The sequence below is a fragment of the Actinomadura xylanilytica genome, from assembly GCF_030283145.1.
GTDB classification, from domain to species: domain Bacteria; phylum Actinomycetota; class Actinomycetes; order Streptosporangiales; family Streptosporangiaceae; genus Spirillospora; species Spirillospora xylanilytica.
The window spans coordinates 75,177-101,233 of record NZ_JASNWE010000001.1 but is presented as its reverse complement, the minus strand read 5'-3'; the positions used below and the strand labels follow the sequence as shown (position 1 = coordinate 101,233).

Sequence of the window (26,057 nt, the reverse complement as noted above, 5' to 3'; positions counted from 1 at the left end):
GGCCTGGGCCGCGGGTCCAGGCGGTCGCCTCAGGACGGCCCGGGCGGGTCAGGGAGGGAAGTCGAGGCCAGTGCCAGCGCCAGCACCTCGGCCGTGACCGGCCGCGAGTGGTTCGGCCCGGGATCTGGTGCGGTTCCAGACCGTCACGCGCAGGCCGTCCTTGAGCAGGTTGCGGGCCATCGCGGCGCCCATGATCCCGGTGCCCGGCAAGGCGGCAGCAGTCATGATCGAAACCTCCGCTTTCTTGACTGTGCGTTAAAGATAGGGGTGCCCGGACGGCTTGGCGGGGCGTGCCCGACCAGCCCCCCGGGGGCGCCTACCCCGGACCGGGCAGGGCCTTCAGCGCCGCGTCGACCACCGTGATCAGCCGGCGCCGGTCGGCGCCGGTCTTGCCCTGCACGCGCAGTCCCTGGATGACCGTGGTGAACAGATCGGCCAGGGCGGTCAGGTCGGTGTCCGGCGGCAGTTCGCCGGCGGCCCGGCCGCGCCGCAGGGCGGCCGTTACCGACTCGGCGACCCGGTCGAACGCGGCACCGACGATCGCACCCGCAGTCGGATCGCGGGGCAGTCGCTCCACCGCCGTGTTGGTCATCAGGCAGCCGCGCCTCCCAGGATTGGCGACGATGTCCTCCACCACGCTGTACAGCAGATCGCGCAGCACGGTGCGGACCGGGGCCTCGCGGCCGAGCCGCTCGGCCATCCGTCCCGTGGAGTGCGCGGCGTAGTGCCGCAGTGCGGCCTCGTACAGCCCGTCCTTGCTGCCGAACGCCGCGTACAGCGAGCCGCGGCCGACGCCCGTGGCCTCCACCAGGTCCTGGATCGAGGTCGCCTCATAGCCTCGATCCCAGAAGACGTCCATCGCCGCGGCGACCGCGGCACCGGTGTCGAACTCCCTTGTACGCGCCATGGGAGGACGCTAGCCAATCTGTAATGTCCGGTCAAGTTAGAGTGCACAAGAGGGTGCTATCTCCAAATTTAGGTGGGAATGGCCAGGTCAGCCGAACGCCGGGCTGCCGCCGGGCGGGCCCGCGGAGGACGTGGTCCGGTCGGTGTACGGGGCGGCGAAGACGTCGAGGGTGCGCTCCAGTTGCGACGACCACCACGCCACGAGCGCCGCCGCGCCCTGCGAACCGCGCTCGCCCGGCTCTTCCTCGCCGAGATAGCGGTGCCGCAACGGCGTGACGTCGCAGAGCCGCTCCCACCATTCACGGTGCACGGCCGACTGGATCTGGCCGGCGTCGAGCGGGAAGGCGGCGCGGTGTCCGCGCACGAACGCCTGGACCCGGTCGAGGTCCAAGCCCCGCTCGTTCTCGCAGGCGAACAGCCGGGCCGCGGCCCGGATCAGCTCACCGGCGACCGGCCCGGTCGTCAGCCCGCCCCACCCGAGGACGGCGGTGACGTTCCCCGATCCGCCGTAGCGCAGGTGCCCGGCGTGGAACGAACCGTGCAGGTGACTGACCGTGCTCACCTCCATCTCAGGAGGCTGATGGTCGGCGAATCCGGTCAGCAGCGAGTGGCGTTCCCGCAGACGCCGGCCGGACAGCGCGGCGAAGTCGTTCCCGTCTGCGGGAAGCGCCTCCAGCATGCGGTCGATGACGGCGACCGCCTCCGCGGCGCGCGGTGTGGGAACCAGCATGCTCTGCTGGACTGGATCGGTGAGACGGTCCATCTCCGCGTGCAGGCGGCCGAGCAGCTCACCGAGCCCCTCGCACTGGCCGAACGTCAGCTCGAGCCCGCCTCGGCGCCTCCCGGCGACCCATGGGTACAGCACGTACCCGCGTCCGCCCGAGGTGACCAGGGTGCGTCCGCCACGAGCCGGGACCGGTGCGAGCACCGGCAACCCCGCTGCGTCGAGCGACGACGTCACGGTGTGCTGGAACAGGACTCGCCGCCTATCGAGGCTCTCGTACTCCTTCAGGAAGAACGGTCCCTCGGCGGTGTCGGCCCGCCAGCAGCGGCGGGCGGAACCGGACGGCACCTCCACTGGTTCGCCCGCGCCGCCGTCCTCCATACCCCAGCGCCGTAGTACTCGCGGCGGGCAAGGAGCAGTGTCGCGAGCATTTCGTGACATGGGCACCTTGGCACCTCGGCGGCCTCAGATGGACGGCAGGTCGAACGGATGTTCCCAACGGACGCTACACGGCCCGGCGTCCGCGGCGAAAGGGAACCGTGCGGCGCGCCGGGCCGGCCGCCCGGCCGGCGCCCCGACAGCCGGACACCGGTCGGGACGCGATTAGACACGCTCGAGGACGACCACAGGGATGTCCCGGCCGGTCTTCTGCTGGTACTCGTCATAGGACGGCCAGATCGCCGCCATCTTTTTCCAGAGTGCCGGCTTCTCCTCCACGGTCGCGGTACGGGCGCGCGCGGTGAACCTGTCGCCGAGGACCTGAACCCGCACCTCCGGGTTCGCCTGAAGGTTCAGGTACCACAGCGGGTTCTCCTCGTCGCCGCCCTTGGACGCGACGACGACGTAGGCGTCACCGTCCTGCTGGTAGATCAGAGGCGTCGTGCGCGGCTCGCCGCTGCGCCGTCCGGTGGTGGTGAGCAGGAGTGTGACAGTGCCCTGCCAGTCGTGCCCCTCGGCTCCATCGGTCTCCTGGTAACGCTTGACGTGCTCCTTGCCGAACAGCATCGGCTCTCCTTCTCCCAAGCTGCTGGACGATGTTGCGTACAGGAAGGACCTTCCCAAGCCCGAACAGATCAATACGCTGGCTGGATGAGCGACGCGGCGGAACTGGCGCGGCGATGCGCCGAGACGTTGTATGCGAGAGACAGGGCGGCACAGCATCTCGGCATCGAGATCGCCGAGATCGCACCGGGGCGGGCGCGTCTGCGCATGACCCTCACCGGGACGATGGTGAACGGCTTCGACATCGCGCACGGCGGGTATCTGTTCCTGCTGGCCGACACCGCGTTCGCCTATGCGTGCAACACCCATGACACCGTCACGGTCGCGGCTGCCGCAGACGTGGTGTTCGTCGCGCCGGCGCGTACCGGCGACGTGCTCGAGGCGACCGCCGTGGAGCGCACCCGCTACGGCAGAAGCGGGGTCTACGACGTGACCGTGCGCCGCGTCCAGGACGGAGGCGTCATCGCCGAGTTCCGCGGGAACAGTCGCAGCCGCGACGAGCGGGTGCTGCCGCCCGGCGTCCCCGGTGAAGCGAAGAACGCCGGTTCGGCCGAAGGGCCGTCTCCCCAGAGGCAGGCCGAAACCGGGGCCGCCTCGTGAGGGTCACATTTCGCGGAGCACCTCGGTGAGGAGGCTGCCGGTGTCGTCGGGGCGGGCGGCGGTGATGCACAGGTTGTTCATCGCCCGCATGTAGATGTCGACGTCGGTCGGCTTGTCGAGGTACAGGGCACTGGTGAGCTGCTCGAGGTAGACGACGTCGGAGAGGCCCGGCTCGGCGAACCGCAGGATCGTGAAGGGGCCGCCGGCGGCGGCGTGGCCACCGGCGCCGAACCGGACGATCTGCAAGGTCACGTTGGGCAGCTCGGAGATCGAGATGAGCTGCTCGAGCTGATGGCGCATCACCTCGCGTCCGCCGAGGGGGCGTCGCACCACGGCCTCGTCCACCACTGCCCACAGAGTGGGCGCGCCCGGCGCCGTGAAGCGTTCCTGGCGGCTCTTGCGCAGCGCGACGCGGCGTTCGACCTCCTCCTCGGAGGAGTCGGGGAAACCGAGCCGTACTACCGCGCGGGCATAGTCCTCGGTCTGTAGGAGGCCGGGCACGAACTGGAGCTCGTAGGTCCGCAGCAGTGAAGCGGCCTCTTCGAGGCCGAGGTAGACCTCGAACCAGCTCGGCAGGACGTCGCCGTAGCGGTGCCACCAGCCCGGGGTGTTGGCCTCGCGGGCGAGTTCCAGGAGCGGGTCCCGGTCCTCGGCGGCGGTGACGCCGTAGAGGGTGAGGAGGTCGGAGACGTCGCGCTCCTTGAAGCCGACGCGGCCCAGCTCCATCCGGCTGATCTTGGAGTGCGAGCCGCGGATCTCGTAGCCGGCCTGCTCGGTCGAGATCCCGCGCTCCTCCCGCAGCCGGCGCAGTTGCGCGCCGAGCAGGATGCGCAGGACGGTGGGGCCGCCGCGTCGCGGGATGTCGATCAATCGACCGTCGGCCGGTTCATCCTCGGCCGGAGGTGTTGGGGCAGATGCATCCTGGGGCAAGAGGTCACCAGCCAGTCGACGGGCCCGCGCATGGGCGGAACGGCACCGCCCCATGCTAGAGGATCGCTTCACTGTTTTGTGGAGTATGAAATAAAGCGTCTTCGCCAGAGTGCGGTATTCATGATATGGGAAGTCTTCGGCTGTGGCGGTACGGCCGATGACCGGACCGTGGCCTGTGCCCGATCGAAAGGTGACCCGGTGGTCGTGGCCGTTGCCGTTCACGATGGCCGCGGGCGGTGCGGGAAGTGCCGGGACGACTCCGGCTCTTTTGCGGCGATTGTCCGGCCGCGCCACCGTAGATCCTTATTGTTTTTGGTGTCAAGTGGAGCTCCGGATAATGGCCTGGTGCGACTCCGGACAGTAATTCGGCCAGGTCGCCGAAGTCGCGGGAACAGCCGGCCTGGAAGGCTGGTTCCGTTACGGAGGCACCATGCCGCCCGAACCAAGGAGGACATCACCATGAGCGAACTCTCCGCCGAGGCCAAGGAACTACTCCGCCGCCCGATCCCCGCATGGGTGACGACCGTGCGCCCAGACGGCTCGCTCCACGGGACCATCGTGTGGGTCGACCTGGACGGTGAGGACGTCTACTTCAACACCGCGATCGGACGTGCCAAGGAAAAGCAGCTTCGGCAGGACGCGCGGGTATCGGTCTCCCTCCTCAACCCCGAGGACCCGTTCCACTGGGTGAGCGTCTCCGGTTCAGCGCGTCTGGACACCGAAGGTGCGGACGCCGACATCGACGCACTCGCCAAGAAGTACCTGGGCGTCGACAGCTACCCCGGCCGCCAGCCCGGTGAGCAGCGCGTTACCGTCCGCATTACGCCTGATCACGTCCTGTACAGCGGCGGCCAGTGACGAAGCTCTCGTCTGGACGGGGTGAACCCGGGGGCGGGCCGGACGTCTCCAACAGGAGGCGCCGTGCACGCGGTGACGCTGCGGCGCCGGTGGAGGACGACCGTAACAGCGCTCCTGGGGGAGAACATGAACTCGACCATTCGTGCGTTGCCCGAGATCCGGTTCCTGACCTCGGGTAACGTCCCCGAGGCCGTGAGAGATGCCGCGAGGCGGGCCGTCCGTGGGGCGTTGGCCGAGGTCTCCGCCGAGGTCACCTCGATCAGGGTGACCCTCAGCGTCCTGGCCGATGCCTCCCTGCCCCGTCCCGCTCTGGTCCAGGCCATCGTGGACTTCGACGGCGGAAGGGTCCGCGCCCAGGCCGCCGCACCTGACCTGCCCGAAGCCATCGGACTGCTCGAGGATCGCCTCTCGGTTCGTGCGGCCTTCTTGCGAGCCGGCTGACCGGGCGTCCGGTGCTCCCGCTGCCACCAGATCCCGGCACGCCGTCCCGCCGCAGTGTCATGCACGCTGCGGAGGGACGGGCGGGACGGGCGGGATCTGGTGGCGGGGGGCGACCTCACGCGTCGCGGCGGCCCAGCGTGTACGCGGCTGCGGCGAGAGGCACAACCGCGTAGGCCAGCAAGATGACGAGCGCCGCGCCCGGTGGCAGCAGCGTCCCGTAGATGGAGCCCTTGCCCGTGTCGCCCGTCACCTGGGCCGCCAGCCCGCTCAGCATGACCGAGCCGATTCGTGCGTCCCATGGTGCAGGCACGTTCACGACGATGACCGGCAGGATGTGCCACAGAAACGCGATCGACACGATCGCCCCCGCCGTCGACCGGAGCAGGACCGCGAGAGCGAGCCCGAGCAGCGCGTAGACGGCGACCGAGGCGCCGCCCACGACCACACCGGGCAGCTCACCGGACATGGAGGGCGACTGACCGCGGATGGGCCGGTCGCCGACGATCGCCCGGGTGATGAAGAAGGTCGCGAGTGCGACCGTCAGCCCGGTGCCGAGGGCCACCGCCCCGATCGTCGCGGCCTTCGCCATGAGCAGCGTCCGCCTCTGCGGGACGGCGGTGAGGCTCACGCGGATCATCCCGGAGCGGTACTCGGAGGTGACGGCGAGCACGCCCAGAACCGCTAGGCACGGACCGGCCACCCAGATGACCTGGTCCGCCAGCGAGCTCATGCCGAATTCGGCACGGCGCTCTGGAGTCATCCCGTCCCAGATGTGCACGACCTGCACTGCCAGCAGCGTCATCAGGCCTACGAACGCGGCGGGTATCGCGAGAATCCAGTACGTCGACCTGACTGTGCGCAGCTTCCACCACTCCGCCGCGACCACCGTTGCCATACTGGCTTTTATGAGTCCCTCCGGATGAACGAGAACGCCCCAGCGCCGAGCGCGACCGCGATGTACGCGACGAGCACCCCACAAGCCACCGCTGGAGACAAGGGACCGGAATCGGGACTGGCACCTGGTGCCAAGGCCATCTGCTCGGCGAGGCTGGCGGGCAGCACTGCCCACAGTCGATCGCCCCATGGGCCGGGCAGGAGGTTCAGCACCGGCGGCAGTACCAGCAGTAGGGCCAGCAACGTGGAGATGGTCCCTGCGGTGGATCTCAGCACCGCGCCGGCACCGAACGCCATCAGCGCCGTGGCGGCGGTCAGCAGCCCGAAGCTCAGCACGTGGGCCGCCTGGTCGGCCAGCGGCATTTCGAACGCGGGTATCGGCCTCTTCCCAACGATGGCCTCGCCCACGAGGGCCGCCGCGGCCATGCTCACCACGCCCGCGCCGAGCATCAGAGCGCCCACAACAGCGGCCTTCGCCGCGAACAGCGTCCCGCGTCGCGGGACCGCCGCCAGACTCGCGCGGATCATGCCGGTCGCGTACTCCGAGGTGATGGCGACCGCCCCGAGCACCGTGCCGCACACTGGCAGAGCCAGTAGCAGCGGCTGTGCAGCGGCGGCGGCCTTGGCATGGGCCTGGCGCTCTGGCGTGAGCCCGTCCCAGTAGCCACGCAGGTACCAGCACCACAGGGCGCACAGCAGCAGGAACGCCGCGACCGTACCGAGCACGTACAGGGTCGACCGTACTGAACGCAGCTTCCGCCACTCCGACGCGAGGACGTCGACCATCACGCGTCGCCCCTGGCCGCTGCCGGCGTCCTGCCGAGCGCGCCGTATTCGGTGTCCGCAGCCGTCAGTTCCATGTACGCCTCCTCCAGCGAAGCGCTCCGCGGAGTTACCTCGTACAGCGGGATTCCGTGGGCGGCGGCACGGTCACCGATCTGAGTGACGTCGAGCCCCGTCACCGTGAACGCGGCGTTCCCGGCGTCAGTGCGTACGCCCACCCCGACGGGGGTCGTGTCCACGATCCCGCCTGCGGTGGTGAGGACGCCGATCAGGTCGGCGGGACGCGGCGTCCGTACCAGCACGCCGCGGCGGAACCGTTCGGCGAGTTCCCGCACCGAGGTGTCGGCGATCAGCCGGCCGCGGCCGATGATGACCAGCTGATCGGCGGTGAGCTCCATCTCGCTCATCAGATGACTCGAGATCAGCACCGTGCGCCCCTCGGCCGCGAGCGTCCGCATCAGCTCGCGGATCCAGCGCACGCCGTCGGGGTCCAGGCCGTTCACCGGTTCGTCGAACAGCAGCACGCCGGGATCGCCGAGCAGCGCCGCCGCGATCCCGAGCCGCTGCCTCATCCCCAAGGAGAATCCGCCGACGCGCTTGCGGGCGACCCCGGCGAGCCCGACGCGTTCCAGGACCGCCGCCACCCGCGCGGTCCCGAGCCCGTTACTGCGCGCGAGCCAGCCCAGATGGTCGAACGCGCTGCGCCCACCGTGCACCGCGCCCGCGTCCAGCAGCGCACCCACCGAGAGCATCGGGCGGCGCAGGTCCCGGTAGCGGCCTCCGTCGATCAGCGCTTCGCCCGAGGTCGCCGCGTCGAGGCCCAGCAGCACGCGCATGGTCGTCGACTTGCCTGCGCCGTTCGGACCGAGGAAGCCCGTCACGGACCCGGGCCTCACTCGGAACGACAGGCCGTCCACGGCGACGGTGCCCCCGTAGCGCTTGGTCAGCTCATGTACTTCGATCATGCCGTCAACGGTGCTGCGCGACGGGTCCCGGCGCATCGGATGGAGGGCTGGCCCCATGCCTCGCCTCCAGGGCGGACATCGCGTCGCCCCCCGTCCGCGCTTCGGACCAGAGGCTGACGTCCTCCGCTCCGAGGCGGCCCCGGACCGGGGCGGATACGGTCGGGGCGTGAACGATCCCGAGCTGCGCTCCCCGTTCCTCCGGCGGCTCACCGGACGTCAGCTGATCGGCCTGGACGCCGCCGTCGCCGTCTTCTGCACCCTGCTCCTCCTGAGCTTCGCCGGACGGCCGGACCGCGGCGCCGGGCCCGCACCGGCCGCCATCGAGTCCCTCGTGGTGGCGGCGACCGGTCTGCCGCTCGCCGTACGGCGCCTGTGGCCGGTCCCGGTGCTCGTCGCGGTATTCGTCATGGCTCTGCTCTCGTTGCCGCTCCAGCTGCCGCGTGAGGCGTTCGCAGCCCTCGCGTACGCGCTCTACCCCGTCGCGCTCACCGCGCCCCGCCGGCGCTGGATCCCGACGCCGCTGATCGGGGGGCTGAGCGTGCTCGTGCTGTTCGGGGGCGCGATCGCCGGCCCCAAGGACTGGCAGGCCGAGCAGACCATCATGGTGCTGCTCGGTCTCGCGGTCCTCGGCGGATCGTGGACGCTCGGACGCGCCGTCCGCGAACGTCGCGCACACGCCACGCACTCGGCGCGGCAACTCGCCGACCGCGCCGTGACCGGCGAACGGCTCCGGATCGCCCGCGAACTGCACGACGTGGTCGCGCACAGCATGAGCCTGATCGCGGTCAAGGCGGGCGTCGCCGTACATGTCGCGGAGGCCCGGCCAGAGGAGGCGCTGGACGCGCTGCGCGTCATCGAGTCAACCAGCCGGAGCACGCTCACTGAGATGCGGCATCTCCTCGGAGTCCTCCGCACCGCCCCTGGGGACGACTCCGGGGCGGGGGACGCCCCCGTCGTCACCCCTGAGGCCGACCTCGCACCGGCGCCGGGCCTCGCCGGCCTGGCGGGCATCGCAGAACGGGCCGCGATGGCCGGCGTTCGGGTGGACCTCCGGCTGAGCGCCGCCGACCTGCCCGAAGGCGTCGCCATGTCGGCGTACCGCATCGTCCAAGAGGCGGTGACCAATGTCGTCAAGCACGCCGCCCCCGCACACTGCCGCGTCCTGGTCGAATCGGACGGAAAGCGCGTGCGTATCGAGGTCGACGATGACGGCCCGGGCGTGCGCGTACTGCCGGGCGGTTCCGCGCCGAGTGAGGGCCACGGGCTCATCGGCATGCGCGAACGCGTCATGATGTACGGCGGTGCCTTCACCGCGGGCCCCAGGCCGGAGGGCGGGTTCGCGGTGTCGGCCAGCCTGCCGTACGAGCCGGGGAGTGGTGAGTGACCGAACCGGTCCGGGTCCTGGTCGCCGACGACCAGGCGCTTCTGCGCGGCAGCTTCCGCATCCTGATCGAGACCGCGCCGGGCCTGACGACCGTGGGCGAGGCCGGCACCGGGGCCGAGGCCGTCGCGCTCGCCGGGAGCGAGCGGCCCGACGTCGTGCTCATGGACGTACGAATGCCCGAGATGGATGGAATCGAGGCGACGCGCCGTATCTGTGGTCCGGACGGCGTGCCCGGGGTCCGGGTGCTGATCCTCACCACGTTCGACCTCGACGCGTATGTGTACTCGGCGCTCCGCGCGGGCGCCAGCGGCTTCCTGTTGAAGGACACCCCACCCGCCGACCTGCTGTCGGCCGTCCGCGTTGTCGCGGCCGGTGAGGCGCTGCTGGCTCCCAGTGTGACCCGCCGACTGATCGGCGAGTTCGTCCGCCGCCCCGGCCCCGTGCCCGCCCCGCCACCGGGCCTCGACGGGGTGACCGGCCGCGAACGCGAAGTGCTCACCTTGATCGCCCGCGGTCTCTCCAACGCTGAACTCGCCGAGCACCTGTGCCTCAGCCCGGCCACGGTGAAGACCCACATCGGGCACCTGCTGGCCAAGCTCCACGCCCGCGACCGCGCCCAGCTGGTCATCGCCGCCTACGAGACCGGTCTCGTCCGCCCTCGCTGACCCCGCAGCGTCCCGGCCGCGTGGCCGTGCAGCGGCACCGCACCGGCGGGCAGCGCAACGGTGGAACGCCACAGCAGTGGGGCCGCGACCGTGGAAATCCGATTGATCACGAGGGCGCGTTCGGGCACGGTGAACGCCTCTGATCAAGGAGCCGATGTGATGGGGACACGCGAGATCCGCGCCGAGTACGACCGCGACGCGATCACCGTCTACCAGGCGTACCGGCCGGAGATCGGCCGACCGGCCGTCGAGCACGGCACGTTCGTCCCGCCGTTCTCCCGTGGCCGGATGACATGGGTCAAACCGTCGTTCCTCTGGCTGATGGCACGGAGCAACTGGGCCCGCCGGCCGGGGCAGGAGATGATCCTTGCTGTGCGGATCAGCAGGTCCGGCTGGGAGGAGGCGCTTGCCCAGGCCGTGCCGACCGATCCGGACCGGCGGGTCTTCCGCACCAAGGACGAGTGGCGGGCGCGGTTCGCCGAGGCCGTCGTCCACGTGCAGTGGGACCCGGAGCGCAGTCTGCGCGGAGAGAAGCGGGAGGCCCGGAGCATCCAGATCGGGCTGAGCCGGCACATCGTCCACCGGTACGTCGATGACTGGATTCTCGGGATCGAGGATCGTACGCCGCTCGTGCGCAAGATCCACAGGTTGGTCCAGGACGGCCGGACCGCGAAGGCGAAGGACCTCCTTCCACCTGAGCGCGTCTACCCTTTGAACGCCGAGCTGGCCGGACGGATCGGCGCCGGTTGACCGACCGGTGGCGCTGCGGATCGCGTGATCGACCGGCTCGAGCGCGACCGGCGATCGAGTGCAGATACGACGAGCTCACCGTCCTCCCGAGGCGACCTGCACATCGTTTGCGTGAACGAAATGGCTGTGACGACACTCCGACCGGGAGAGAGTCGGCGGCTCACCCTTCCGCCGTCCGGTAGTGGTATCCGCATATCTCGCTGAATCCCGCGCGCTCATACAACCGGAGAGCAGGGATGTTGTCGCGCTCCACCTGGAGGTACATGCGGTCGGATTCGTGCGTGCCGGCCCAACCGGACAGCGCGGCGAGCACGCTGCGGGCCGCGCCCCTCCCGCGTGCCTGGGGAAGGGTGGCCATACCGAACACTCCCGCCCAGCCGGTGTCGGCGACCGCGCGGCCCACCGCCACGACATCGTCTCCGATCATCGCTAAGGCGTAGGCGGACGGCCGCTCCACACGACCGAGCATGTCCCATTCCCCGCCATGACCGTTCACAGCGTGCCAGACCTCGAACCAGGCGCGTGTCGGACGGTTCTCCAACCGGACCCGCAGCGAGCCTGCCGGCACCTGCTCGAGGACACGCGCCATGGGCGCCACCTGTAAGGACGCCAAGCTCTCCCGGCGGTACCCGCGCTTTGCCAGGACCGCGTCGAGTTCCTCCGGACACGCCGATGGGGTGATCTGAAACCATGCGGCCGTGCCGTGACCGGCGTAGAACTCCTCGGCCTCGACGACCCGGCCCATCAGTTCGCCCGTCCCGGCACCGCCATGCGGCAGCACCGTTCCCACCCACCAGGCACAGCTCGGAGCATGGCGCAGCCACCACCCTTCGACCTCCTCGACGCGCTCCGCCGGAAGGGCCCGGGCCGCCCTTTCTTGCAGGCCTCTCACCATCGCCGAACCGCTCTGGGCAGATTGCACCGACACGCACACCTCCTCCGAGGACCCGGCAGGTCCCGGACACTACAGATACTGCTGCATCAAGAGCCCCCTCTCGAACACTGTCAGTCACGCTGGTCGGCTTCGGAGGCGTTCTCCGGTGGAGGAAGCCGCAGGACGAGACGAGCGGAGAATCCACCGCGTTCTGCGGCTTTCGTTGCCCGCTGCTCCTCCAAATCGGTGGGCGTCAAGCCATGCAGGCCGGCCAGTGCGTGCACGACCTCCAGCAGGTCGGCCAGCTCGGCCGGGTCTCCGCTCGCCGCGTACTCGCCGGCCTCCTCGTACAGTTTTGCGCGCAGCAGGGCTCGATGCTCGCCCGGCGCCGCGATCCTTGAATCGGCCTCCCTGCCCGCGGCGCGGATGATCTCGGGGATGCGGTCACGGACCAGTTTCTCGGTGTGCCTGCCGTGCTGGCCGCTCCGGTGGACGGCCGCCCCCTGGCGGCGGTCGATCGACTGAACCCACTTCACCGCCACCGCCGCCGTTTGGACGAGTTCCGTCCGCAGCGGACCCGGCTCGGACTCGGCGAGCGCCTCGTAGAACTCCTCGGTGAGCACGTGCCTCCAGGTGAGGTCCCCGCGCGACGATGCGGTCGCGCACTCCCGCTTGGCCTTCTCGGCCAGCGGGGTGTACTCGGGTCCGCTGCCGTCGGGGAACTCCTGCACGCCGAACAGCCGGTCCTGGGCCGCCCGTTCTTCGGCGACGTCCGCCAGTACCTTCGCCAGAGAGCCAGGTGCCTCATCGTCGTCCATGGCAGCCGACGTTAGTCAGCCCCGGCGAAGGGCACACCGGTTCCGCAGTTGGCCCTCGATGCGCCGGCGGTCCGAGCAGGCAGTCTTCGACGGGTGCCGGCCGCGGCCGCTCACGGGGTGAAGCTCAGGTGCGCCGGGTCGGGATCGCAGCTGAGCAGCTCGTACAGGATGGGCGGGAGGTCGTCCCAGAGCCAGTCGTTCATCGTGTCGGGGAAGTCGGCGGGCGGCCCCACTCCCAACAGGAGCGGCTCCAGTTGTGAGAGGTGGACGGGGACGGTTCCGTCGTCCCACATCGGCTCGCCGCTGCCCCAGTAGGCGGAGAAGTCGCTGCCCGCCAATGAGAGGACGGGGCCGGTGGTGTGCTCGCCCGGGCGGGTGCCGTGGGGCAGCAGCCGTTGCGCCGTCGTCCGCAGAACGTTGAGCGCAGCGAGGTCGTGCGCGCACGCTACATCGGCGATCCGAAGTTCGGGGATGCCGAACCGGCGAAGCCCGCGGGTGGTGAGCTCGACACAGGCGCATCCATTGATCTCCTCCTCGTCCGCCGTGCACTGGCCCCGGGTGGGAGAGAGCGGCGCCCGGGCGCAGAACCAGTCGTCGGCCAAAACGAAGCCGGTGGCCTCGGCGTCGCGGGGATCGGGCCGCGCCCGCAGGACCCGGCCCGTGTCGAGGTCGACCGGGATTCCCGACACCGCCGCGGCGATCGCCCGGGTCACCGAGCGCGCGACCTGTACCCCGAAAGGGAGGTCGGCGACCTCGAGTGTCGCGGTGACGCCGATGTGCCGACCGGCCTCCCTGGCCCTGCCCGCCTCCTCCAGGTCGGCGCCGACAACGCTGTCGAGATTCCAGGGGGAGCCGGCCGCGCGGAAGCCGGTGATCTCCAGTTGGGGCGTGCCGAGGCGTTCGCCCGCGGCCTTCGCGAATGGGCCCGTGAGCCTGTGCCGGACCGCGGACGGAAGCTCACCCGGATCGGAATCGGTGGCGACGACGAAGCTCGTGGTGATCTTGTCGGGGACGGTGAACGTGACGGACATGCGAGCCTCCTGTGGCCGGTCGCCGGAACGGCGTGTGCCATCAAGGCTCGACCGGGGCCACGGAGGACGGAAGTAGAACGGAATTCTGTGGATAACTCCGGATCGGCAAGGGCCGGGCACCGGGGAGATCATCCCGGTGTCCGGCCCTATGCGCCGTGGTCCGTCACGTACGACGGCTCGGCGTCGCCGTGGCGGTCAGCGCGCTGACAGGTCCACGTAGTGGCGCTCGCCCGGTCCCACGTACACCTGGCGCGGGCGCCCGATCTTGGTGCCGGGGTCGTTCATCATCTCGCGCCACTGGGCGATCCAGCCGGGGAGCCGCCCGAGGGCGAACAGCACGGTGAAGGCGTTGGTCGGGAAGCCCATCGCCTTGTAGATGACACCGGTGTAGAAGTCGACGTTCGGGTAGAGCTTCCGTTCGGTGAAATAGTCGTCGCTGAGGGCGACTTCCTCCAGGCGCATCGCCAGGTCAAGCAGCGGGTCGGACTTCCCCATGGCGTCCAGGACCTTGCGGGTGGCCTTCTTCACCACGGCGGCGCGCGGGTCGTAGTTGCGGTAGACGCGGTGCCCGAAGCCCATGAGCTTCACGCCGGGCTCCTTGTCCTTGACCCGCCGTACGAACGAGTCGATGTCATCGCCGTTCTCGTGGATGCCCTCCAGCATCTCCAGCACGGCCTGGTTGGCGCCGCCGTGCAACGGGCCGAACAGCGCGTCCACACCGGCGGACACCGAGGAGAACAGGTTGGCCTGGCTGGAGCCGACGAGCCGCACCGTCGAGGTCGAGCAGTTCTGCTCGTGGTCGGCGTGCAGGATGAACAGCATGTCGAGCACGCGGACGATCTCGGGGTCGATCTCGTACGGCTGGGTGGGCAGGCCGAACGTCATCCGCAGGAAGTTCTCCACGTACCCGAGGGAGTTGTCCGGGTAGAGCAGCGGCTGCCCGATCGAGGTCTTGTACGCGTACGCCGCGATCGTCGGCAGCTTGGCGATGAGCCGGATGCTGGACTGGTCGACCTGCTTGTCGTCGAACGGGTCGAGGCTGTCCTGGTAGAACGTCGACAGGGCGCTGACCGCGGAGGAGAGCACCGCCATCGGGTGGGCGCGCCTCGGGAACGCCGAGAAGAAAGCGCGGAACTTCTCGTCGAGCAAAGTGTGGTTGCGGATGCTGTCGCTGAATTCCCACAGCTTGTCCGCGGAGGGAAGCTCGCCGTGGATGAGCAGATAGGCGACCTCCAGGAAGGAGGACTTCTCGGCCAGTTCCTCGATCGGGTAGCCCCGGTAGCGGAGGATGCCCGCTTCGCCGTCGATGTAGGTGATCTCCGACGTGGTGGAAGCGGTGTTGGTGAAGCCGGGATCGAGGGTGACGTTCCCCGTTTGTTTGAGGAGACTGCCCACGCCCAGGCCCCCAGGGCCCTCGGTCGCCGGCGTCACGTCGAGGGGCACCCGGCCGCCCGCGTGGTTGAGCTCGAAATCGGACATGCTCGCTCCCAACTCCGTCCACACCTGCGTAGACGTTACTCTTGGCATCGTATCCACGTGATCGTGCAGGTTAATCCGCGGTGGGTTCGTTGACGGAGGGCGCCCCCGGGTGTTGCTCTGAGTGCATGACCCGTCACAATGCTGATGAGCTCGTCGTGCGAGCACGTGAGGACATCGCCGCCGCCGCGTCCGGCAACCGGTTCCTCGACCTCCTCGAAGCCGGTGAGATTCCCCGTGAACGCCTGGCCTCGCTGGCAGGAGAGGAATATCGGATCGTCGGCAGCGACCGGCGCAGCTTCGCTCTGCTGGCCTCTCGCTATCCGGACCCGCCGGCCGGAACGCTCTTCCTCTCGCTTGCGCAGGGGGAGGCGCAGGCCCTGGTATTGCTTCAGAACTTCGCTGAATCCCTCGGGGAGAGTGAGAAGGATCTCAGGGCCCACGAGCCGCGTCCCTTCGCTCAGGCGTACCCCGCCTTTCTGGCGCAGCGCGCCGCCTTCGGAACGGCGAGCGAGGTAGCTCTGGCGATGCTCGCCAACCTTGAGGAGTGGGGCTCGTACTGCGGTCGTACGGCCGCGGCCCTGCGAGCCCGCTACGGCTTCAGCGAGGCGGACGTCGGTTTCTTCGAATTCTTCGCGGAACCGCCCCCCGGTTTCGAGGGCCAGGCGATGGCGGTCATCGCCGGAGGGCTCGAGGCGGGCGACGATCCTGAAGAGGTCGTGCGTGCCGCCCGACTGCTTCACGTCTACGAGACCGCGTTCTGGGACAGCCTCGCGGAAGGCGCCCGTTAGCAGGAACCCCGCGGGCGCACGAGGGAGACACTGACAGGAAACGCCCTGCGCGGCGTGTCTTTTAGCCAAGCGGTGGCAACTCCGCGGTGGCTTGGACCAGCGTCTGGTCCTGGGCTCCGATGAGCGCCTCGACGTCGGCGGGCAGCCACTCCTCGCCGTAGTGGGCGTCCAGCAGCGTCGAGAGCGCGGTGAGAACCTGCTCAGGAGACGGGCGTTCCTGCGGTTCTTTCAGGAGGCACCGGGTGACCAGGCCGCGTAGCGGGTCGGGCAACCGGCTGAGGTCGGGCTCGCCGTGCACGATGCGTCCGCGCACCTTGTGATCCGTCCCGAAGGGGGCGGCGCCTGTGGCCGCGCACACGAGCGTCGCGCCCAGGGAGAACACGTCGCTCTGGGGCGTCACGGCGTCCCCCAGCGCCTGCTCGGGAGACATGTACGCGGGGGTACCGAGGATTTCCGTGCGCGACAGCGGAAGCGCCCCGAGGGGGCGGGCGATGCCGAAGTCGATGACCCTCGGGCCGTCTGCGGCGAGCAGGACGTTCGAGGGTTTGAGGTCCCGATGCACGATCCCGGCCTGGTGGATCGCGATGAGGGCCTCGGCGAGGCCCGCGCCCAGCCGGCACGCGGCCTGTTCCGGCAGCGGCCCCTTCTCCCGCACGGCCTCCGCCAGGCTGACCCCGCGGATGTACTGCGTCGCGAGCCATGGCTCGTCGGCGTCCGGATCGGCGTCGACGACGGGTGCCGTGTAGAAGCCGCTGACCGACCGCGCGGAGGTCACCTCTTGGCGGAAACGGTCCCGCCAGCGCGGATCGCCCACATGCTCCGGCCTGATGACCTTCACGGCGACCAGCCGGCGGCTCTGCGAGGTGGCGAGGAAGACCTCGCCCATGCCTCCAGATCCGAGCCGCGCGATCACGCGGTAGGGGCCGATCGTCGGCGGGACTCTTGGGGGCGGCGACTGCATGGGCACGGAATCCGATCATGGTGGGCGCGCTTCATCGTGCCACGACCGGCTCGTCCGCCCGTCCGCCTCTGGAACCGCGCCGTTCCGGTCGTCAGGTCCAGGGCAGCGCCGCCCGGTCCGACCAGTATCGGGTCGGCGGCAGGCACAGCGCCGCCAGCTCCTCCAGGTCCGGCTCGGTGAGCAGCACGGTCGCTCCCTCAAGGTTCGACGCCAGCTGCGCCGTGCTGGCGGCACCGATGAGGATGGTGTCCGCCCATGACCTGCTCAGGGCGGCGGCGACGGCCAGCGCGTCCGGCCGCGTGCAGTTCTCGAACGCCATACGTCGGAGGGCCTGAGGAGGCCGCACCGCCAGTTTCCCGTTGGCCATCACCTCCTTCAGCAGGACGTGCAGCCCCTCGTCGTGCGCCTCACAAAGCGCATCGCCCGCTGACGTCTCGAGAACGTTCCAGGTGGACTGGACGGTGGTGAAGAGCCGCTGCCCGGCAACCTCCAGTTCGAGGGCTCTCCGGATGGTGTCGGCCTGTGCGGCGCCGGATGTTGAGAACCCGACCCGGACCCCCTCTGCCGCGGCCTCGGCAATGGCCTCCTGCAATGGAACGTCCTCGAACAACGGACTGTCCATGGTGAGGGAATGCACCTGATAGACCGCGAGACGCCCGTTGAGCAGTCCACGGGTCTCCTTGTACTGGGCGCGGTAGCGGCTCACGCTGTGTTCCTTGACCTCGTGTACTGGAGCGTCCACCCGCCAGCCGCCGACGTAGGTGTATCCCCATTTGCTGGACACGGTGATGTCCGCAGGAGCCCGGATGGAGAGCCACTCGCCCAGGAACTCCTCGGCCCGTCCGTACGAACGCGCCGTGTCCACCCACCTGATGCCCGCGGCGTACGCGGCGTCGAGGACGTCCCAGGTGGCCTGGCGGAGCCCGTCCGGACTGCGCCCGAAGGGCAGTTCGCTCGATCGGCCCACGTTGATGTACGCCGGACGGCCCAGTGCCGCCAGCCCGACGCCCAATCGCTGCAATCCGCTCATGCCGTTCAGCCTGGCATGCGCCACCACGTGCACAGGGACCGCGGCGGCATCCGCCGCTGCGGCTGAGGAGATCGTACGATCGTCGCCTCCAGCCGCCGAGTGCGGTGCGGTCGCGGTGGTGACCGCAGATGTGCTGCCGAAGCCCTGGCGCTGGGCCGGACACGGGCCGACACGGCGGCCACGCGAAGAAATGCCGCGTCTCCGGAGTTCATCTCATGATCAGAATGCGCTGAACGTTATCCACAGAATCTCGTTCCACTTCTCCCGTCGTTCCGACCGGACCAGGCTGTTGCCCGTCAGCCGTTCACACGAGCCTGAGGAGGCACGACGATGACGACGGAGATCAGCGCCAACGATCACGGGATCCGGCAGTTCGCCAGGAAGCTCGGCCTGTCCGGTTGGCAGGTCCGGCTGGGCTGGGAGCAAGGGATGCTTCCCGGACCCGACCTTGAGGGCGGCCGTTGGTCCGCCCGAGTGTCAGAGGAGTGTGCCGGAGCCGCCGCCCGGATCGCCGCCGCCTTCGGCGCGGACCCGCCCATCGGAGCCGGCCGTGCGGCGGACCGCGTCGCCGCCGCGCTGGGGCTGGACGTCGAACGGGCGGACATCGAGATGCTGGTGGCCCACGGCCGGCTCAAGGTGATCAGCCGATACCGGGACTATCCCGTGTACCTGCTGCGGGATCTGGACGGCCTCGATCCGGGATCGGTGTCCGACATCGTCGCGGCGCGCAAGGGAAAGATGGCGGACACTGTGGATGCTCGGTCCGCCGCGAAGGTCCTCGGCTGGCCCAAACGGACCTTCGAGCGGATCGCGGCAGAACGCGACCTGGCCAAGGACCAGCTCGGCCGGTATGCGCTACCCGACGTCCGGGGCCTTGGCGCCGACCAGGGCCTGGCGGACCGGGTCCGGGAGGACCGGCGCCTCGCCGCCCTTGCCAAGGCCCGCCGTGAAGAGGCCCAGATCGAGGACGTGGTCCGCGGCTGGCTCCTGCGGTGTACCGCCTATGTCGACCGCGATGTCGACGAACCACCCGAGACGGCCCCGGCGACCCGCGCTCTGCGGGCCTTGGCCGAAGCCCGCGCCGTCACCGGTCATCACGCCCTCTGAGCCGGCCGGAACGCGGCCACCCGCGATCATCGACAACTCACGCCCGGCGCTGTGGATCCGGTCCCGCCCGAGTGGTGGGGCAGTCGGCCTGCACCCGGCCGGTGGCGATGAGGGCGCCGTTCCGGACCAGCAGGTGCCGTCCGTCCTTCGTGGTCGTTGCCGGGGCCGCAGTGAGCTTGGGGGAACGGGGTGACAGCAGTGCCACAACGCTTCGACGAAGCCGCTGAACACCGACAGCGTGATCACGCGTGATCGACACTCCCCGCAAGAGGATGAAAACGACCCAGTGCGCCGTATTTGTCTGGCGTTCTGGCGGCGGTGCGGTGCGGTGCGGTGCGGTGCGGTGCGGGGCGGTGCGGGGCGACGGCGGGGGCCGGGCGACGGCGCGCGGCTGGGGGCTCGAGGGCGCGTGCGGTGGCAAGGGCGTCTATGTGCGCGCGTTTTGGATATCTGCTGGTGTCTCTTGGGAATGCGTGGGGCGCTGTGGATTTACGTATGCGTCTTGGGGTGGGCAGTATCGGCTCCTGGCGGTGGGCTCGTGCGAGCGTTTCTTGGGGGGCTTTTTGGACGGGGGCGGAGCGGGGAGGCCTGCGGGGTGTGGGTTGTTCGCTGAATGGCTCATTGGAGGTGAGGGTGTCGCGTGATGACAAGACGTGTTGATTGGGTGCAGGCGCCGACGTTCCGACCTGATCTGGGTGCTGTTGCCGGCGGACGAACCCGCGGCTGAGGTTCCCCCCGTCGTCAGCGACGTTGTGGTCGGCGGGCAGTCGCCATTCCCATGGGGTCACGACAGGTACCAGCCCCGGATGGTCCCCTCCCTGCCACCGGCCAAGGCCACCTGGCGGACGCCGAACCGGGTGATCAGGACTTTGGTGTTGTCGCTGTCGAGGACGTCGCCGGACTGGTTGCCTTCGGCCAGATCCCAGGTGCGCACGGTTCCGTCGTTTGCGGCGGTGATCGCGATGGTGCGGTCGTCGACCACAGCGGCGTCCATACTCATGATGCGCTCGTCGTGGCAGTTCAGGCTCTTCACGAGCGAACCGTCGGCATCCCACACGTACAGGTCACCGCTCTCCACACCGCCCACCACGATCGGATGGCGGTCGAGGGAGGTCAGAGCCAGGGCCCACACCTTGCCTCCCGCCTTGGAGAAGGTGGCGATCCGCTCGCGCGAACGCAGGTCCCACAGGGTGACCAGGCGATCGAAGCCACCCGCCGCCAGCACCGGGAGATCACCCAATCGTCCGGCGGCCAGGGAGAGGATGCCGTCCTGGTGGTCGTTGTCCAACTCCACCAGCTCACCGCCGGAAGGCTCCCACAGTCCGACCACCGGGTTGGACGCGCCGCCGCAGGCGAACCACAGCTGCCCGTCCACTTCGAAGGAGGTCACCGACCACAGCGGACAGTCGTCCTCATCTTGGGAGGTCGTCCGCAGAACGGCGCCGCCATCGAGATCCCAGGCGGCAAAGCCATGGTTTTCGCTGCCACCTGCGAGGATGACCCGGCCCTGGTGAACCCCGGCCGACGCGCAGTCCAGATCGGCCTCGGCGTCCGGGTAGTCCTCATAGGCCGGCGGGAGCGACCGAGAAGTCCAGTGATCACACGAGGGGTCCCAGGACCAGGCCTTGCCGTCGCCGGTGACGCACACGACCCTGGTCTCGTCGCGAACGGTGACGGCGTCCAGATCGCAGATGTCCGATCCTGACGGCAGGCGACTGCTCTGAAACATCGATGGAGTCTAACGATCTTCCTCGTCCCGGACATCGGGAGCGCCTCGGGCAGGTTGACCCGGCTGCGATGCGCTTCGGATCCTTGGCGGTCGCCGGGCGTTGTGGCACCGAGGCACTGGAAGCGATGGCAGGACGCTGCTTCTGGGGTGCTGCTGTCAGCAGCCGGTGATGGTGAGCTTGTGCAGGAGCGCGACAGTGCGGGCTCGGACCCGCTTGTGCGCGGTGTTCGGCTCGACCTGCCACCCGGCGAGTTCGCCGCCGTCACTGGGTCTCCGGTAGGGCGCGATGACCTTCGGGTTTCTCTGGCCGTGGGTCATCACGTGCGCGCCGCGACAGGCCCGTTCGGTTTCCGAGTCGCGGTAGGGGGTGCAGTCATTGTGGACACCTGGCGCCGGCCTCCCGACCACGACCGTCATCCGGGTGTCGGCGTCGATGACCACCTGCGTGTTCACCGAGTATCGGTGGTTCTTGACGGCGCTGTGATGCTCTGGTGGTGGGTGGGCACCAGCGTCCCGGCCACGATCAGCGCCGTGTCCGGGCCATGCCGATTGACGATCGGAGCCAGGGTGCGCAGCGGTGCCAAGTGGTCCACCACCCGATGCGCGCCAGACTTTGACACCCCGAACTGCAATGCGACCGACCGCAGCGTCAGGTTGGTGCGGTAGTACTCCGTGAACAGCAACACCCGGTCGGCGAACGGCAGACTCCACCGGCGGCCGGTCCCGGACTGCTCCCCGCCTCGATGCACGACGATCCGCACCAGCTTGCGGAACTGCCGCACCGACAGGCTGGTGAACACCGGCACCCACTCGGCCTGGTCCGCACTGGTCATCCGCTCCAGGCGGTGTTCGACGACCAAGATCGCCCGTAGTTACGGGACAGTCTTCAGCGCGGAAATGGAGGGTGCTGCGCATCAGCCGGGGGGCTCGTCGGATGGCGCCGGGGCGGGGGTGAGGGGTTCGGCGCTGAAGTTGTGGGTTGGGGCTCTCAGATGACGGTCGGGGGCTGCCGCTGGGGGGTGTCGCTGTGTGATCTGGTGGCCGTGGCCGTGGCCGTGGCCGCGATCGTCGTATCGACGCGGTGTAAGCCGACCGGGTCGGGTGACGGGGGCGGTGTCGGTCAGGTGCGTTTCACTCCACGTTTTGAGCGGCGTCCCGATGTGCCCTGGTTGTGGTCGTCGCGGCTGAGGGTCGCGTAGAGGCGGTCGCGGGCCTCGGTGCGGGACATCGCCGGGAGCCGTTCGGGCAGGTGGCCGGCCACGGCGGGGGAGGTTTCGACGAGGCCGTCGTTGTCGACCGTGATCTGGTCGGCGGGCCAGTCGCCGAGGAGGACGGCCGACATGCCACTGGGGTGGCGGGCCTGGAGTGCGTGGATCCTGTCGGCCTCCTTCTCGCAGTCGGCCATCAGTAGCAGACGGCGGGTCCCGGGGGAGGACGCGCCCTGACGGATGGCCAGTTCGGTCTCCAGGTAGGCCAGCGCGGCGTCGAGGTTGCCGGGGATGAACAGCTGGGCCGTGCTCTCGTCGAGCAGCTCGTCTTCGGCCAGGCCGAAGAGCGCGGTGGCGTCGTCGCGGGGGATCACCACCAGGGCGCTGTCGCCGTACCCCTCGAGCGCGGCCAGGGCGATCACTCTCGCGGTGTCGGCGGCGCCCGGCCCGGTGAGCCCGAGCGCCGGCAGCGCGAACGGGTCGATCGCGGGCCTGTGGAGGAACCGGACGGGCCGCTCGTCCGCGGCCTCGGCCGCCGCCTCCGATGCCAGGAAGACCGTTCCGGCCGCCGTGAGGATGCGGTGTCGGAAGGGGAAGCCGATCGCCGCCGCGGCCGGAAGCAGGAGGCCGAGGAACAGCAGTGGCTGGAGCGAGTGTGCCTGCTGTCCCGGGTCGTCGGCCTGCTCCGGGTCTCGGACCGGTACCGGGGTGGGAGGGTTCGCCGGGACCCGGCTCGGACGTCGAGGTGGGGGTGGGGGGCGGCGGGGTGAGGGAGGCCGTTTCGTTCTGTGCGGCCGCGACGGACGATGCCGGGACTCGGGCGTTCTTTCGGCGTTGTGGGACTTTCTCGTAGCGGTTTCGTGCTCTGGGATGGCCCATGGTCCTCCGTACAGGCCCAGCCACGCCTCCCGGCAGATGTGCGCCGTGTTCCAGTCGCCGATGTACGGACGCTGACGGCAGATGTCGGGCATGGACTTGCGGGGCTTCGGCTCCTCCAGAGTCGAGCCCTCGGCAGGCGCGGGCGCGCCGAAGGAGAGGGCGCCGGCCATGGCCGCGCAACCCAGCAGCCCGCACGCACAGCGGAGGACGCGCCCCGCTGTGCGGGTGAGTCTGGGAGCTGCCGTCAAACGGTTCATCTTCGCCCCGGGGGATCGCGGTGGTCACCGTCAGAAAGCCGATCGTAGCCAGTTTGGCTACGGAGCGTTGAACATTGGTCACAGTCGATCTACTGACCCGTTCCCCGGGGAGTGCGAGTCCGTCCTTGTGGAGATCGCGCCACATGGACTGCATCACCCTGATGAATGGTGGTATTTCTGGTGGTCTGCTGCTCCTGTGGTGTACGGAAAGGGGCGATAGTGCGGGTGAAATGAGTGACTTGTGTGCGGGGTCAGCTGTCACTCTCGGTGGCGGGATGATGTTGAGGGGAGACCCTCCGGAGGTGGGCTGGTCGGGCTGATGGCGCCCTATGTGCCATGAATGGCGAGTGTCGAGCATGACGGTTGGGGGCGGAATGCCCCGTCCGGCTGCGGCTGGCCCGTGCGTCCTGGGGCCGTCTGCCTGGCTCCGTTCGCCGGACCTCTGGGCGCTGATATGGGTGGTGTCGGTGAAGTGGGGTGTGATGGTGAGCGGGTCAGGGGTCGGCTGGTGACTGGACGGGGGATGCGAGTGCGTCCTCGTCGGCCGGGGAGCTGAGGATGTCGTACATGCCGCCGGGAAGGGAGCCGGACCAGAGCCAGTCGTTGACCGTTCCGCGGTAGTCCTCGGGCGGTCCGACGGTGATGAGCCGGGGAGTCGTCGGGCGCAGCAGGATCCGGAACGGCTCGGCGGAGGGGGATCCGTTCCGTCGGGACGAGCCCCAGAAATCGTCGAAGTCGCCCGTGGTGAGGCTGGTACCGGCCGCGATCGTGCGGGTACGGCACGCTGGCCCGGTGGCCAGCCAGGCCCAATGGTCGGTGAGCAGGCGGCGGGCGGTGGTGCGCAGGACGTTGAGGGCGGCGACGTCGTGCGGGCAGGCCACGTCGGTGATCTGAAGCTCGGGCAGGCCGAAACGGCGGAGGCCGCGGGTCATCAGCCGGACGCAGCAACAGCCGTTCACCCCTTCGGGATCCTGCTCGGGATCGGCCGCCGTGCAGCGGCCGTTGGCCCGGAACGGGGGGAGGGCCTCGCCCAGCCATTGGTCGGCGAGCACGAAACGAGGGCGTTCGGAAGGCGGTGCCGGCCGGCCTGTGAGGTTGGCGGCGGCGGTGTGGAAGATGTGCCCGGTCACCAGATCGGCGGCGACGCCGCCGGTGGCCTCGGCGACGCCGTAGGCGGCGGCGCGGGCCACCTGCACCCCGCGCGGCTGGTCGGTGACCGGGCCGGACGCGGTGATGACGGCGAACTCGCGAGCATGGTGGAAGGCCGTCTCCGCTCGCCGATGCTCGGGATGGACGGCCCTGATGCTGGTCGGATCCCAGCGCAGCCACGCGGACTCTTCCCGGCTGACATCGAGTTGCGGTGTGCCCGCCCGGCCCCGGACGTGGGCTTGGAAGGCGCCGGTCGTTCTGGCATGGACGAGGGAGGTGAGCTCCTTCGGCACACTCTCGGCCGCCACGACGAACCGGGAGGTGGTGGTCGTCGGAACGGGGAACGTGATGGTCGCGGACATGGGTGCCCGCCTCCTTCCAACAAGGTGAACGCGTCGTCGTGGCCAGGATGCGGCGGGACGCACGGGCACCGGAAGGCGAACCCCGTTCTGTGGATTACCCATCCCGTTCTCGCCCGCGCGGTGAACACGAAGGCCGGCGCGGTTCGATGGGAGATGTGGCGATGATGATGACTTTGTCGCCGGGTCGCTTTTGGGATTGGGGATCCTTGATCGCCAGATTGTGTCTGACCGGCTGTCAATTGTTTATGCGGAAATCCGGTGCTCCTCGCTGAGAATGCGTGGACGTGGGCGCCTGTGTCCTTGGAGCGGTGCGGGTCACCGTGGGATGGAAGGGGCCGTTTTGGCGTCATGTCACGTTCCTGTAGGGCGGTCCGTCTCCAGGGACCAGAGGCCATCCCCCTGTGAGGAGAGACGATGCTCATTCTGGTCACGGGCGGTACCGGCACGCTCGGGCGTGTGGCGGTGCCCAGCCTGGTGAAGGAGGGCCACGCCGTGCGGGTCCTGACGCGCCGTCCCGCCACGGAACGCGACGTCCGGGGGGACCTGGAGACGGGAGAGGGGATCCCGGGCGCGCTCGAGGGCGTCGACGTCATCGTCCATCTGGCGTCCGCGGCCCACAAGTGGAACACGGGCCGCGTGGATGTGGACGGCACCCGCCGCATGGCCGAGGCGGCGGAGAAGGCCGGCGTGGGACATCTGCTGTACGTGTCGATCGTGGGAGTCGACCGCGTGCCCAGCCGCTACTTCCGGTTCAAGGCGGCTGCGGAGCAGGTGGTCATGGACGGCGGCGTCCCCTGGTCGGTGCTGCGCGCCACCCCGTTCCCGGAGTTCACCGAGACGATGCTGGGGATGTTCGGCCGTCTTGGGCCCGTCGCCGTTCCGGCGCGCACGCCGTGGCAGACGGTCGGCACCGGGGATGTGGCCGACCGGATCGACATGATGGTCGGTCGGGGACCCGGTCACGCGATCGAGGAGATCGGCGGTCCGGACGTCCGCCCGTTCGGCGAGTATGCGGCGGCGTGGCTGCGCGCGCGGGACGCACGGCGCCCGATCCTGCCGCTCTGGCTTCCCGGCAAGGTGGGACGGACCCAGCGCGAGGGACATCTGGTCACAGAGTCCGGCGCCACGGGTCGGCGCACCTGGGGCGACTATCTCGAGGAGAAGCACGCCCGACCTGCTCGCTGGTGAGTGCGTCGCGATTCAGCGCGCTCGGCCGCGGCGGCCGGGCGCTGGAGGAAGACCTCGTCCAGGCTCGGCTGCTCGAGGGAGGAGTCGTCGACGATGGCCGCGATCAGGGTGGCGAGGCGGTCGGCCACCTCGAGGTACCGGGTGGTCAGCAGCACCGAGGAGCGCTGCCCGGTCCGGCCCCACCGGCGCGCACGGCGTCGGCCTCGCGCACCACGTCGTGGTCGAACACCCGCGCCGCCCCGCCGGCGGGACGGCGCAGGGTGCCCAGCACTTTGAGCGCGGTGGTCTGCCCGCC

Annotated in this window: 30 protein-coding genes; 9 read left to right on the top strand and 21 right to left on the bottom strand. The window is 69.7% G+C overall.

Annotated features, from left to right (window positions below; all coding sequences use genetic code 11):
• Nucleotides 1-48: 48 nt before the first annotated feature.
• The 4 genes from QP090_RS00465 to QP090_RS00450 form a co-directional block, all read right to left on the bottom strand.
• Entirely contained in the window at nt 49-225 is a 177-nt protein-coding gene (locus tag QP090_RS00465) for an NAD(P)-binding domain-containing protein (RefSeq protein WP_329520284.1), read from the bottom strand.
• A gap of 91 nt (nt 226-316) precedes the next feature.
• On the bottom strand, nt 317-907 hold the full coding sequence (locus QP090_RS00460) for a TetR/AcrR family transcriptional regulator (RefSeq protein ID WP_285936394.1): 591 nt from the start codon (nt 905-907) through the stop codon (nt 317-319).
• An 87-nt stretch (nt 908-994) separates the two neighbouring features.
• A complete protein-coding gene (locus QP090_RS00455) occupies nt 995-2,011 on the bottom strand; it encodes a phosphotransferase enzyme family protein (RefSeq protein WP_285936393.1) in 1,017 nt (338 codons plus the stop codon).
• A gap of 222 nt (nt 2,012-2,233) precedes the next feature.
• Entirely contained in the window at nt 2,234-2,635 is a 402-nt protein-coding gene (locus tag QP090_RS00450) for a nitroreductase family deazaflavin-dependent oxidoreductase (RefSeq protein WP_285936392.1), read from the bottom strand.
• Between the two features lie 84 nt (nt 2,636-2,719).
• On the opposite strand from QP090_RS00450, the gene paaI reads away from it, so the two are divergent.
• The gene (gene paaI / locus QP090_RS00445) at nt 2,720-3,232 is read left to right on the top strand and encodes a hydroxyphenylacetyl-CoA thioesterase PaaI (RefSeq protein WP_349666461.1); all 513 of its coding nucleotides are present in this window, start codon (nt 2,720-2,722) and stop codon (nt 3,230-3,232) included.
• 3 nt (nt 3,233-3,235) lie between these two features.
• On the opposite strand, the gene QP090_RS00440 is transcribed toward paaI, so the two are convergent.
• Nucleotides 3,236-4,102, bottom strand: coding sequence for a Sco1979 family transcriptional regulator (locus QP090_RS00440; protein ID WP_285936391.1), 867 nt, complete (start codon nt 4,100-4,102; stop codon nt 3,236-3,238).
• Nucleotides 4,103-4,621: 519 nt separating this feature from the next.
• Between QP090_RS00440 and QP090_RS00435 the strand changes: the two genes are divergently transcribed.
• Both QP090_RS00435 and QP090_RS00430 read left to right on the top strand, forming a co-directional pair.
• Nucleotides 4,622-5,020, top strand: coding sequence for a PPOX class F420-dependent oxidoreductase (locus tag QP090_RS00435; protein WP_285936390.1), 399 nt, complete (start codon nt 4,622-4,624; stop codon nt 5,018-5,020).
• Between the two features lie 63 nt (nt 5,021-5,083).
• A complete protein-coding gene (locus QP090_RS00430; protein WP_285936389.1) occupies nt 5,084-5,461 on the top strand; it encodes an HPF/RaiA family ribosome-associated protein in 378 nt (125 codons plus the stop codon).
• A gap of 115 nt (nt 5,462-5,576) precedes the next feature.
• Here QP090_RS00430 and QP090_RS00425 read toward each other — a convergent pair whose 3' ends face one another.
• From QP090_RS00425 to QP090_RS00415, 3 genes are read right to left on the bottom strand one after another with little or no spacing between them, the layout of a single operon-like run.
• Nucleotides 5,577-6,356, bottom strand: coding sequence for an ABC transporter permease (locus QP090_RS00425; RefSeq protein ID WP_285936388.1), 780 nt, complete (start codon nt 6,354-6,356; stop codon nt 5,577-5,579).
• Between the two features lie 8 nt (nt 6,357-6,364).
• Entirely contained in the window at nt 6,365-7,141 is a 777-nt protein-coding gene (locus QP090_RS00420) for an ABC transporter permease (RefSeq protein WP_285938535.1), read from the bottom strand.
• A complete protein-coding gene (locus QP090_RS00415; RefSeq protein WP_285936386.1) occupies nt 7,141-8,103 on the bottom strand; it encodes an ABC transporter ATP-binding protein in 963 nt (320 codons plus the stop codon). The genes QP090_RS00420 and QP090_RS00415 overlap by 1 nt, the downstream gene beginning before the upstream one ends.
• A gap of 166 nt (nt 8,104-8,269) precedes the next feature.
• Here QP090_RS00415 and QP090_RS00410 point away from each other — a divergent pair, with 166 nt between their 5' ends.
• The 3 genes from QP090_RS00410 to QP090_RS00400 all read left to right on the top strand — a co-directional run bounded on the left by QP090_RS00410 (nt 8,270) and on the right by QP090_RS00400 (nt 10,902).
• Nucleotides 8,270-9,487 (top strand): sensor histidine kinase, encoded by a 1,218-nt coding sequence (locus QP090_RS00410; protein WP_285936385.1) that lies wholly within the window; start codon nt 8,270-8,272, stop codon nt 9,485-9,487.
• Nucleotides 9,484-10,152, top strand: coding sequence for a response regulator (locus QP090_RS00405; RefSeq protein WP_285936384.1), 669 nt, complete (start codon nt 9,484-9,486; stop codon nt 10,150-10,152). The genes QP090_RS00410 and QP090_RS00405 overlap by 4 nt, the downstream gene beginning before the upstream one ends.
• A 159-nt stretch (nt 10,153-10,311) precedes the next feature.
• The gene (locus QP090_RS00400) at nt 10,312-10,902 is read left to right on the top strand and encodes a DUF4291 domain-containing protein (protein ID WP_285936383.1); all 591 of its coding nucleotides are present in this window, start codon (nt 10,312-10,314) and stop codon (nt 10,900-10,902) included.
• A gap of 160 nt (nt 10,903-11,062) precedes the next feature.
• On the opposite strand, the gene QP090_RS00395 is transcribed toward QP090_RS00400, so the two are convergent.
• The 4 genes from QP090_RS00395 to QP090_RS00380 all read right to left on the bottom strand — a co-directional run bounded on the left by QP090_RS00395 (nt 11,063) and on the right by QP090_RS00380 (nt 15,104).
• A complete protein-coding gene (locus tag QP090_RS00395) occupies nt 11,063-11,830 on the bottom strand; it encodes a GNAT family N-acetyltransferase (RefSeq protein WP_285936382.1) in 768 nt (255 codons plus the stop codon).
• 77 nt (nt 11,831-11,907) lie between these two features.
• On the bottom strand, nt 11,908-12,594 hold the full coding sequence (locus QP090_RS00390; RefSeq protein WP_285936381.1) for a nucleoside triphosphate pyrophosphohydrolase: 687 nt from the start codon (nt 12,592-12,594) through the stop codon (nt 11,908-11,910).
• 110 nt (nt 12,595-12,704) lie between these two features.
• On the bottom strand, nt 12,705-13,625 hold the full coding sequence (locus QP090_RS00385) for a hypothetical protein (RefSeq protein WP_285936380.1): 921 nt from the start codon (nt 13,623-13,625) through the stop codon (nt 12,705-12,707).
• Nucleotides 13,626-13,820: 195 nt separating this feature from the next.
• Nucleotides 13,821-15,104: a citrate synthase gene (locus QP090_RS00380; RefSeq protein ID WP_285936379.1), complete on the bottom strand. Its 1,284-nt coding sequence runs from the start codon at nt 15,102-15,104 to the stop codon at nt 13,821-13,823.
• Between the two features lie 125 nt (nt 15,105-15,229).
• On the opposite strand from QP090_RS00380, the gene QP090_RS00375 reads away from it, so the two are divergent.
• Nucleotides 15,230-15,892: a thiaminase II/PqqC family protein gene (locus tag QP090_RS00375; RefSeq protein ID WP_285936378.1), complete on the top strand. Its 663-nt coding sequence runs from the start codon at nt 15,230-15,232 to the stop codon at nt 15,890-15,892.
• 61 nt (nt 15,893-15,953) lie between these two features.
• Here QP090_RS00375 and QP090_RS00370 read toward each other — a convergent pair whose 3' ends face one another.
• Together QP090_RS00370 and QP090_RS00365 are read right to left on the bottom strand one after the other, a co-directional pair.
• The gene (locus QP090_RS00370; protein ID WP_285938534.1) at nt 15,954-16,853 is read right to left on the bottom strand and encodes a serine/threonine-protein kinase; all 900 of its coding nucleotides are present in this window, start codon (nt 16,851-16,853) and stop codon (nt 15,954-15,956) included.
• Nucleotides 16,854-16,944: 91 nt separating this feature from the next.
• Nucleotides 16,945-17,883 (bottom strand): aldo/keto reductase, encoded by a 939-nt coding sequence (locus QP090_RS00365; RefSeq protein ID WP_285936377.1) that lies wholly within the window; start codon nt 17,881-17,883, stop codon nt 16,945-16,947.
• Nucleotides 17,884-18,213: 330 nt separating this feature from the next.
• Here QP090_RS00365 and QP090_RS00360 point away from each other — a divergent pair, with 330 nt between their 5' ends.
• Nucleotides 18,214-18,990 carry a hypothetical protein gene (locus QP090_RS00360; RefSeq protein ID WP_285936376.1) on the top strand — a complete coding sequence of 259 codons (777 nt, stop codon included), beginning with the start codon at nt 18,214-18,216 and terminating at the stop codon, nt 18,988-18,990.
• A 784-nt stretch (nt 18,991-19,774) separates the two neighbouring features.
• Here QP090_RS00360 and QP090_RS00355 read toward each other — a convergent pair.
• The 5 genes from QP090_RS00355 to QP090_RS00335 form a co-directional block, all read right to left on the bottom strand.
• Nucleotides 19,775-20,719: a WD40 repeat domain-containing protein gene (locus QP090_RS00355; RefSeq protein WP_285936375.1), complete on the bottom strand. Its 945-nt coding sequence runs from the start codon at nt 20,717-20,719 to the stop codon at nt 19,775-19,777.
• 156 nt (nt 20,720-20,875) lie between these two features.
• Nucleotides 20,876-21,172: a hypothetical protein gene (locus tag QP090_RS00350; protein ID WP_285936374.1), complete on the bottom strand. Its 297-nt coding sequence runs from the start codon at nt 21,170-21,172 to the stop codon at nt 20,876-20,878.
• Nucleotides 21,169-21,579, bottom strand: a complete 411-nt coding sequence (locus QP090_RS00345; RefSeq protein WP_285936373.1) for a helix-turn-helix domain-containing protein — start codon at nt 21,577-21,579, stop codon at nt 21,169-21,171. Before QP090_RS00345 ends, QP090_RS00350 begins: the two co-directional genes overlap by 4 nt.
• Nucleotides 21,580-21,839: 260 nt before the next feature.
• On the bottom strand, nt 21,840-22,976 hold the full coding sequence (locus tag QP090_RS00340; RefSeq protein ID WP_285936372.1) for a hypothetical protein: 1,137 nt from the start codon (nt 22,974-22,976) through the stop codon (nt 21,840-21,842).
• A 581-nt stretch (nt 22,977-23,557) separates the two neighbouring features.
• Nucleotides 23,558-24,574, bottom strand: coding sequence for a hypothetical protein (locus QP090_RS00335; RefSeq protein WP_285936371.1), 1,017 nt, complete (start codon nt 24,572-24,574; stop codon nt 23,558-23,560).
• Between the two features lie 414 nt (nt 24,575-24,988).
• Between QP090_RS00335 and QP090_RS00330 the strand changes: the two genes are divergently transcribed.
• The gene (locus tag QP090_RS00330; protein ID WP_285936370.1) at nt 24,989-25,762 is read left to right on the top strand and encodes an SDR family oxidoreductase; all 774 of its coding nucleotides are present in this window, start codon (nt 24,989-24,991) and stop codon (nt 25,760-25,762) included.
• Here QP090_RS00330 and QP090_RS00325 read toward each other — a convergent pair.
• Nucleotides 25,723-25,917 (bottom strand): hypothetical protein, encoded by a 195-nt coding sequence (locus QP090_RS00325; protein WP_285936369.1) that lies wholly within the window; start codon nt 25,915-25,917, stop codon nt 25,723-25,725. The genes QP090_RS00330 and QP090_RS00325 overlap by 40 nt on opposite strands.
• Nucleotides 25,908-26,033, bottom strand: a complete 126-nt coding sequence (locus QP090_RS00320; RefSeq protein WP_285936368.1) for a hypothetical protein — start codon at nt 26,031-26,033, stop codon at nt 25,908-25,910. Before QP090_RS00320 ends, QP090_RS00325 begins: the two co-directional genes overlap by 10 nt.
• Nucleotides 26,034-26,057 lie beyond the last annotated feature (24 nt).

Coding starts and splice junctions, on each gene's coding strand:
- QP090_RS00465 (WP_329520284.1), bottom strand. CDS start 225: ATGACTGCTGCCGCCTTGCCGGGCACCGGGATCATGGGCGCCGCGATG.
- QP090_RS00460 (WP_285936394.1), bottom strand. CDS start 907: ATGGCGCGTACAAGGGAGTTCGACACCGGTGCCGCGGTCGCCGCGGCG.
- QP090_RS00455 (WP_285936393.1), bottom strand. CDS start 2,011: ATGGAGGACGGCGGCGCGGGCGAACCAGTGGAGGTGCCGTCCGGTTCC.
- QP090_RS00450 (WP_285936392.1), bottom strand. CDS start 2,635: ATGCTGTTCGGCAAGGAGCACGTCAAGCGTTACCAGGAGACCGATGGA.
- paaI (WP_349666461.1), top strand. CDS start 2,720: ATGAGCGACGCGGCGGAACTGGCGCGGCGATGCGCCGAGACGTTGTAT.
- QP090_RS00435 (WP_285936390.1), top strand. CDS start 4,622: ATGAGCGAACTCTCCGCCGAGGCCAAGGAACTACTCCGCCGCCCGATC.
- QP090_RS00425 (WP_285936388.1), bottom strand. CDS start 6,356: ATGGCAACGGTGGTCGCGGCGGAGTGGTGGAAGCTGCGCACAGTCAGG.
- QP090_RS00420 (WP_285938535.1), bottom strand. CDS start 7,141: ATGGTCGACGTCCTCGCGTCGGAGTGGCGGAAGCTGCGTTCAGTACGG.
- QP090_RS00415 (WP_285936386.1), bottom strand. CDS start 8,103: ATGATCGAAGTACATGAGCTGACCAAGCGCTACGGGGGCACCGTCGCC.
- QP090_RS00400 (WP_285936383.1), top strand. CDS start 10,312: ATGGGGACACGCGAGATCCGCGCCGAGTACGACCGCGACGCGATCACC.
- QP090_RS00390 (WP_285936381.1), bottom strand. CDS start 12,594: ATGGACGACGATGAGGCACCTGGCTCTCTGGCGAAGGTACTGGCGGAC.
- QP090_RS00385 (WP_285936380.1), bottom strand. CDS start 13,625: ATGTCCGTCACGTTCACCGTCCCCGACAAGATCACCACGAGCTTCGTC.
- QP090_RS00380 (WP_285936379.1), bottom strand. CDS start 15,104: ATGTCCGATTTCGAGCTCAACCACGCGGGCGGCCGGGTGCCCCTCGAC.
- QP090_RS00375 (WP_285936378.1), top strand. CDS start 15,230: ATGACCCGTCACAATGCTGATGAGCTCGTCGTGCGAGCACGTGAGGAC.
- QP090_RS00370 (WP_285938534.1), bottom strand. CDS start 16,853: ATGCAGTCGCCGCCCCCAAGAGTCCCGCCGACGATCGGCCCCTACCGC.
- QP090_RS00365 (WP_285936377.1), bottom strand. CDS start 17,883: ATGAGCGGATTGCAGCGATTGGGCGTCGGGCTGGCGGCACTGGGCCGT.
- QP090_RS00360 (WP_285936376.1), top strand. CDS start 18,214: ATGACGACGGAGATCAGCGCCAACGATCACGGGATCCGGCAGTTCGCC.
- QP090_RS00355 (WP_285936375.1), bottom strand. CDS start 20,719: ATGTTTCAGAGCAGTCGCCTGCCGTCAGGATCGGACATCTGCGATCTG.
- QP090_RS00340 (WP_285936372.1), bottom strand. CDS start 22,976: ATGGCCGGCGCCCTCTCCTTCGGCGCGCCCGCGCCTGCCGAGGGCTCG.
- QP090_RS00335 (WP_285936371.1), bottom strand. CDS start 24,574: ATGTCCGCGACCATCACGTTCCCCGTTCCGACGACCACCACCTCCCGG.
- QP090_RS00330 (WP_285936370.1), top strand. CDS start 24,989: ATGCTCATTCTGGTCACGGGCGGTACCGGCACGCTCGGGCGTGTGGCG.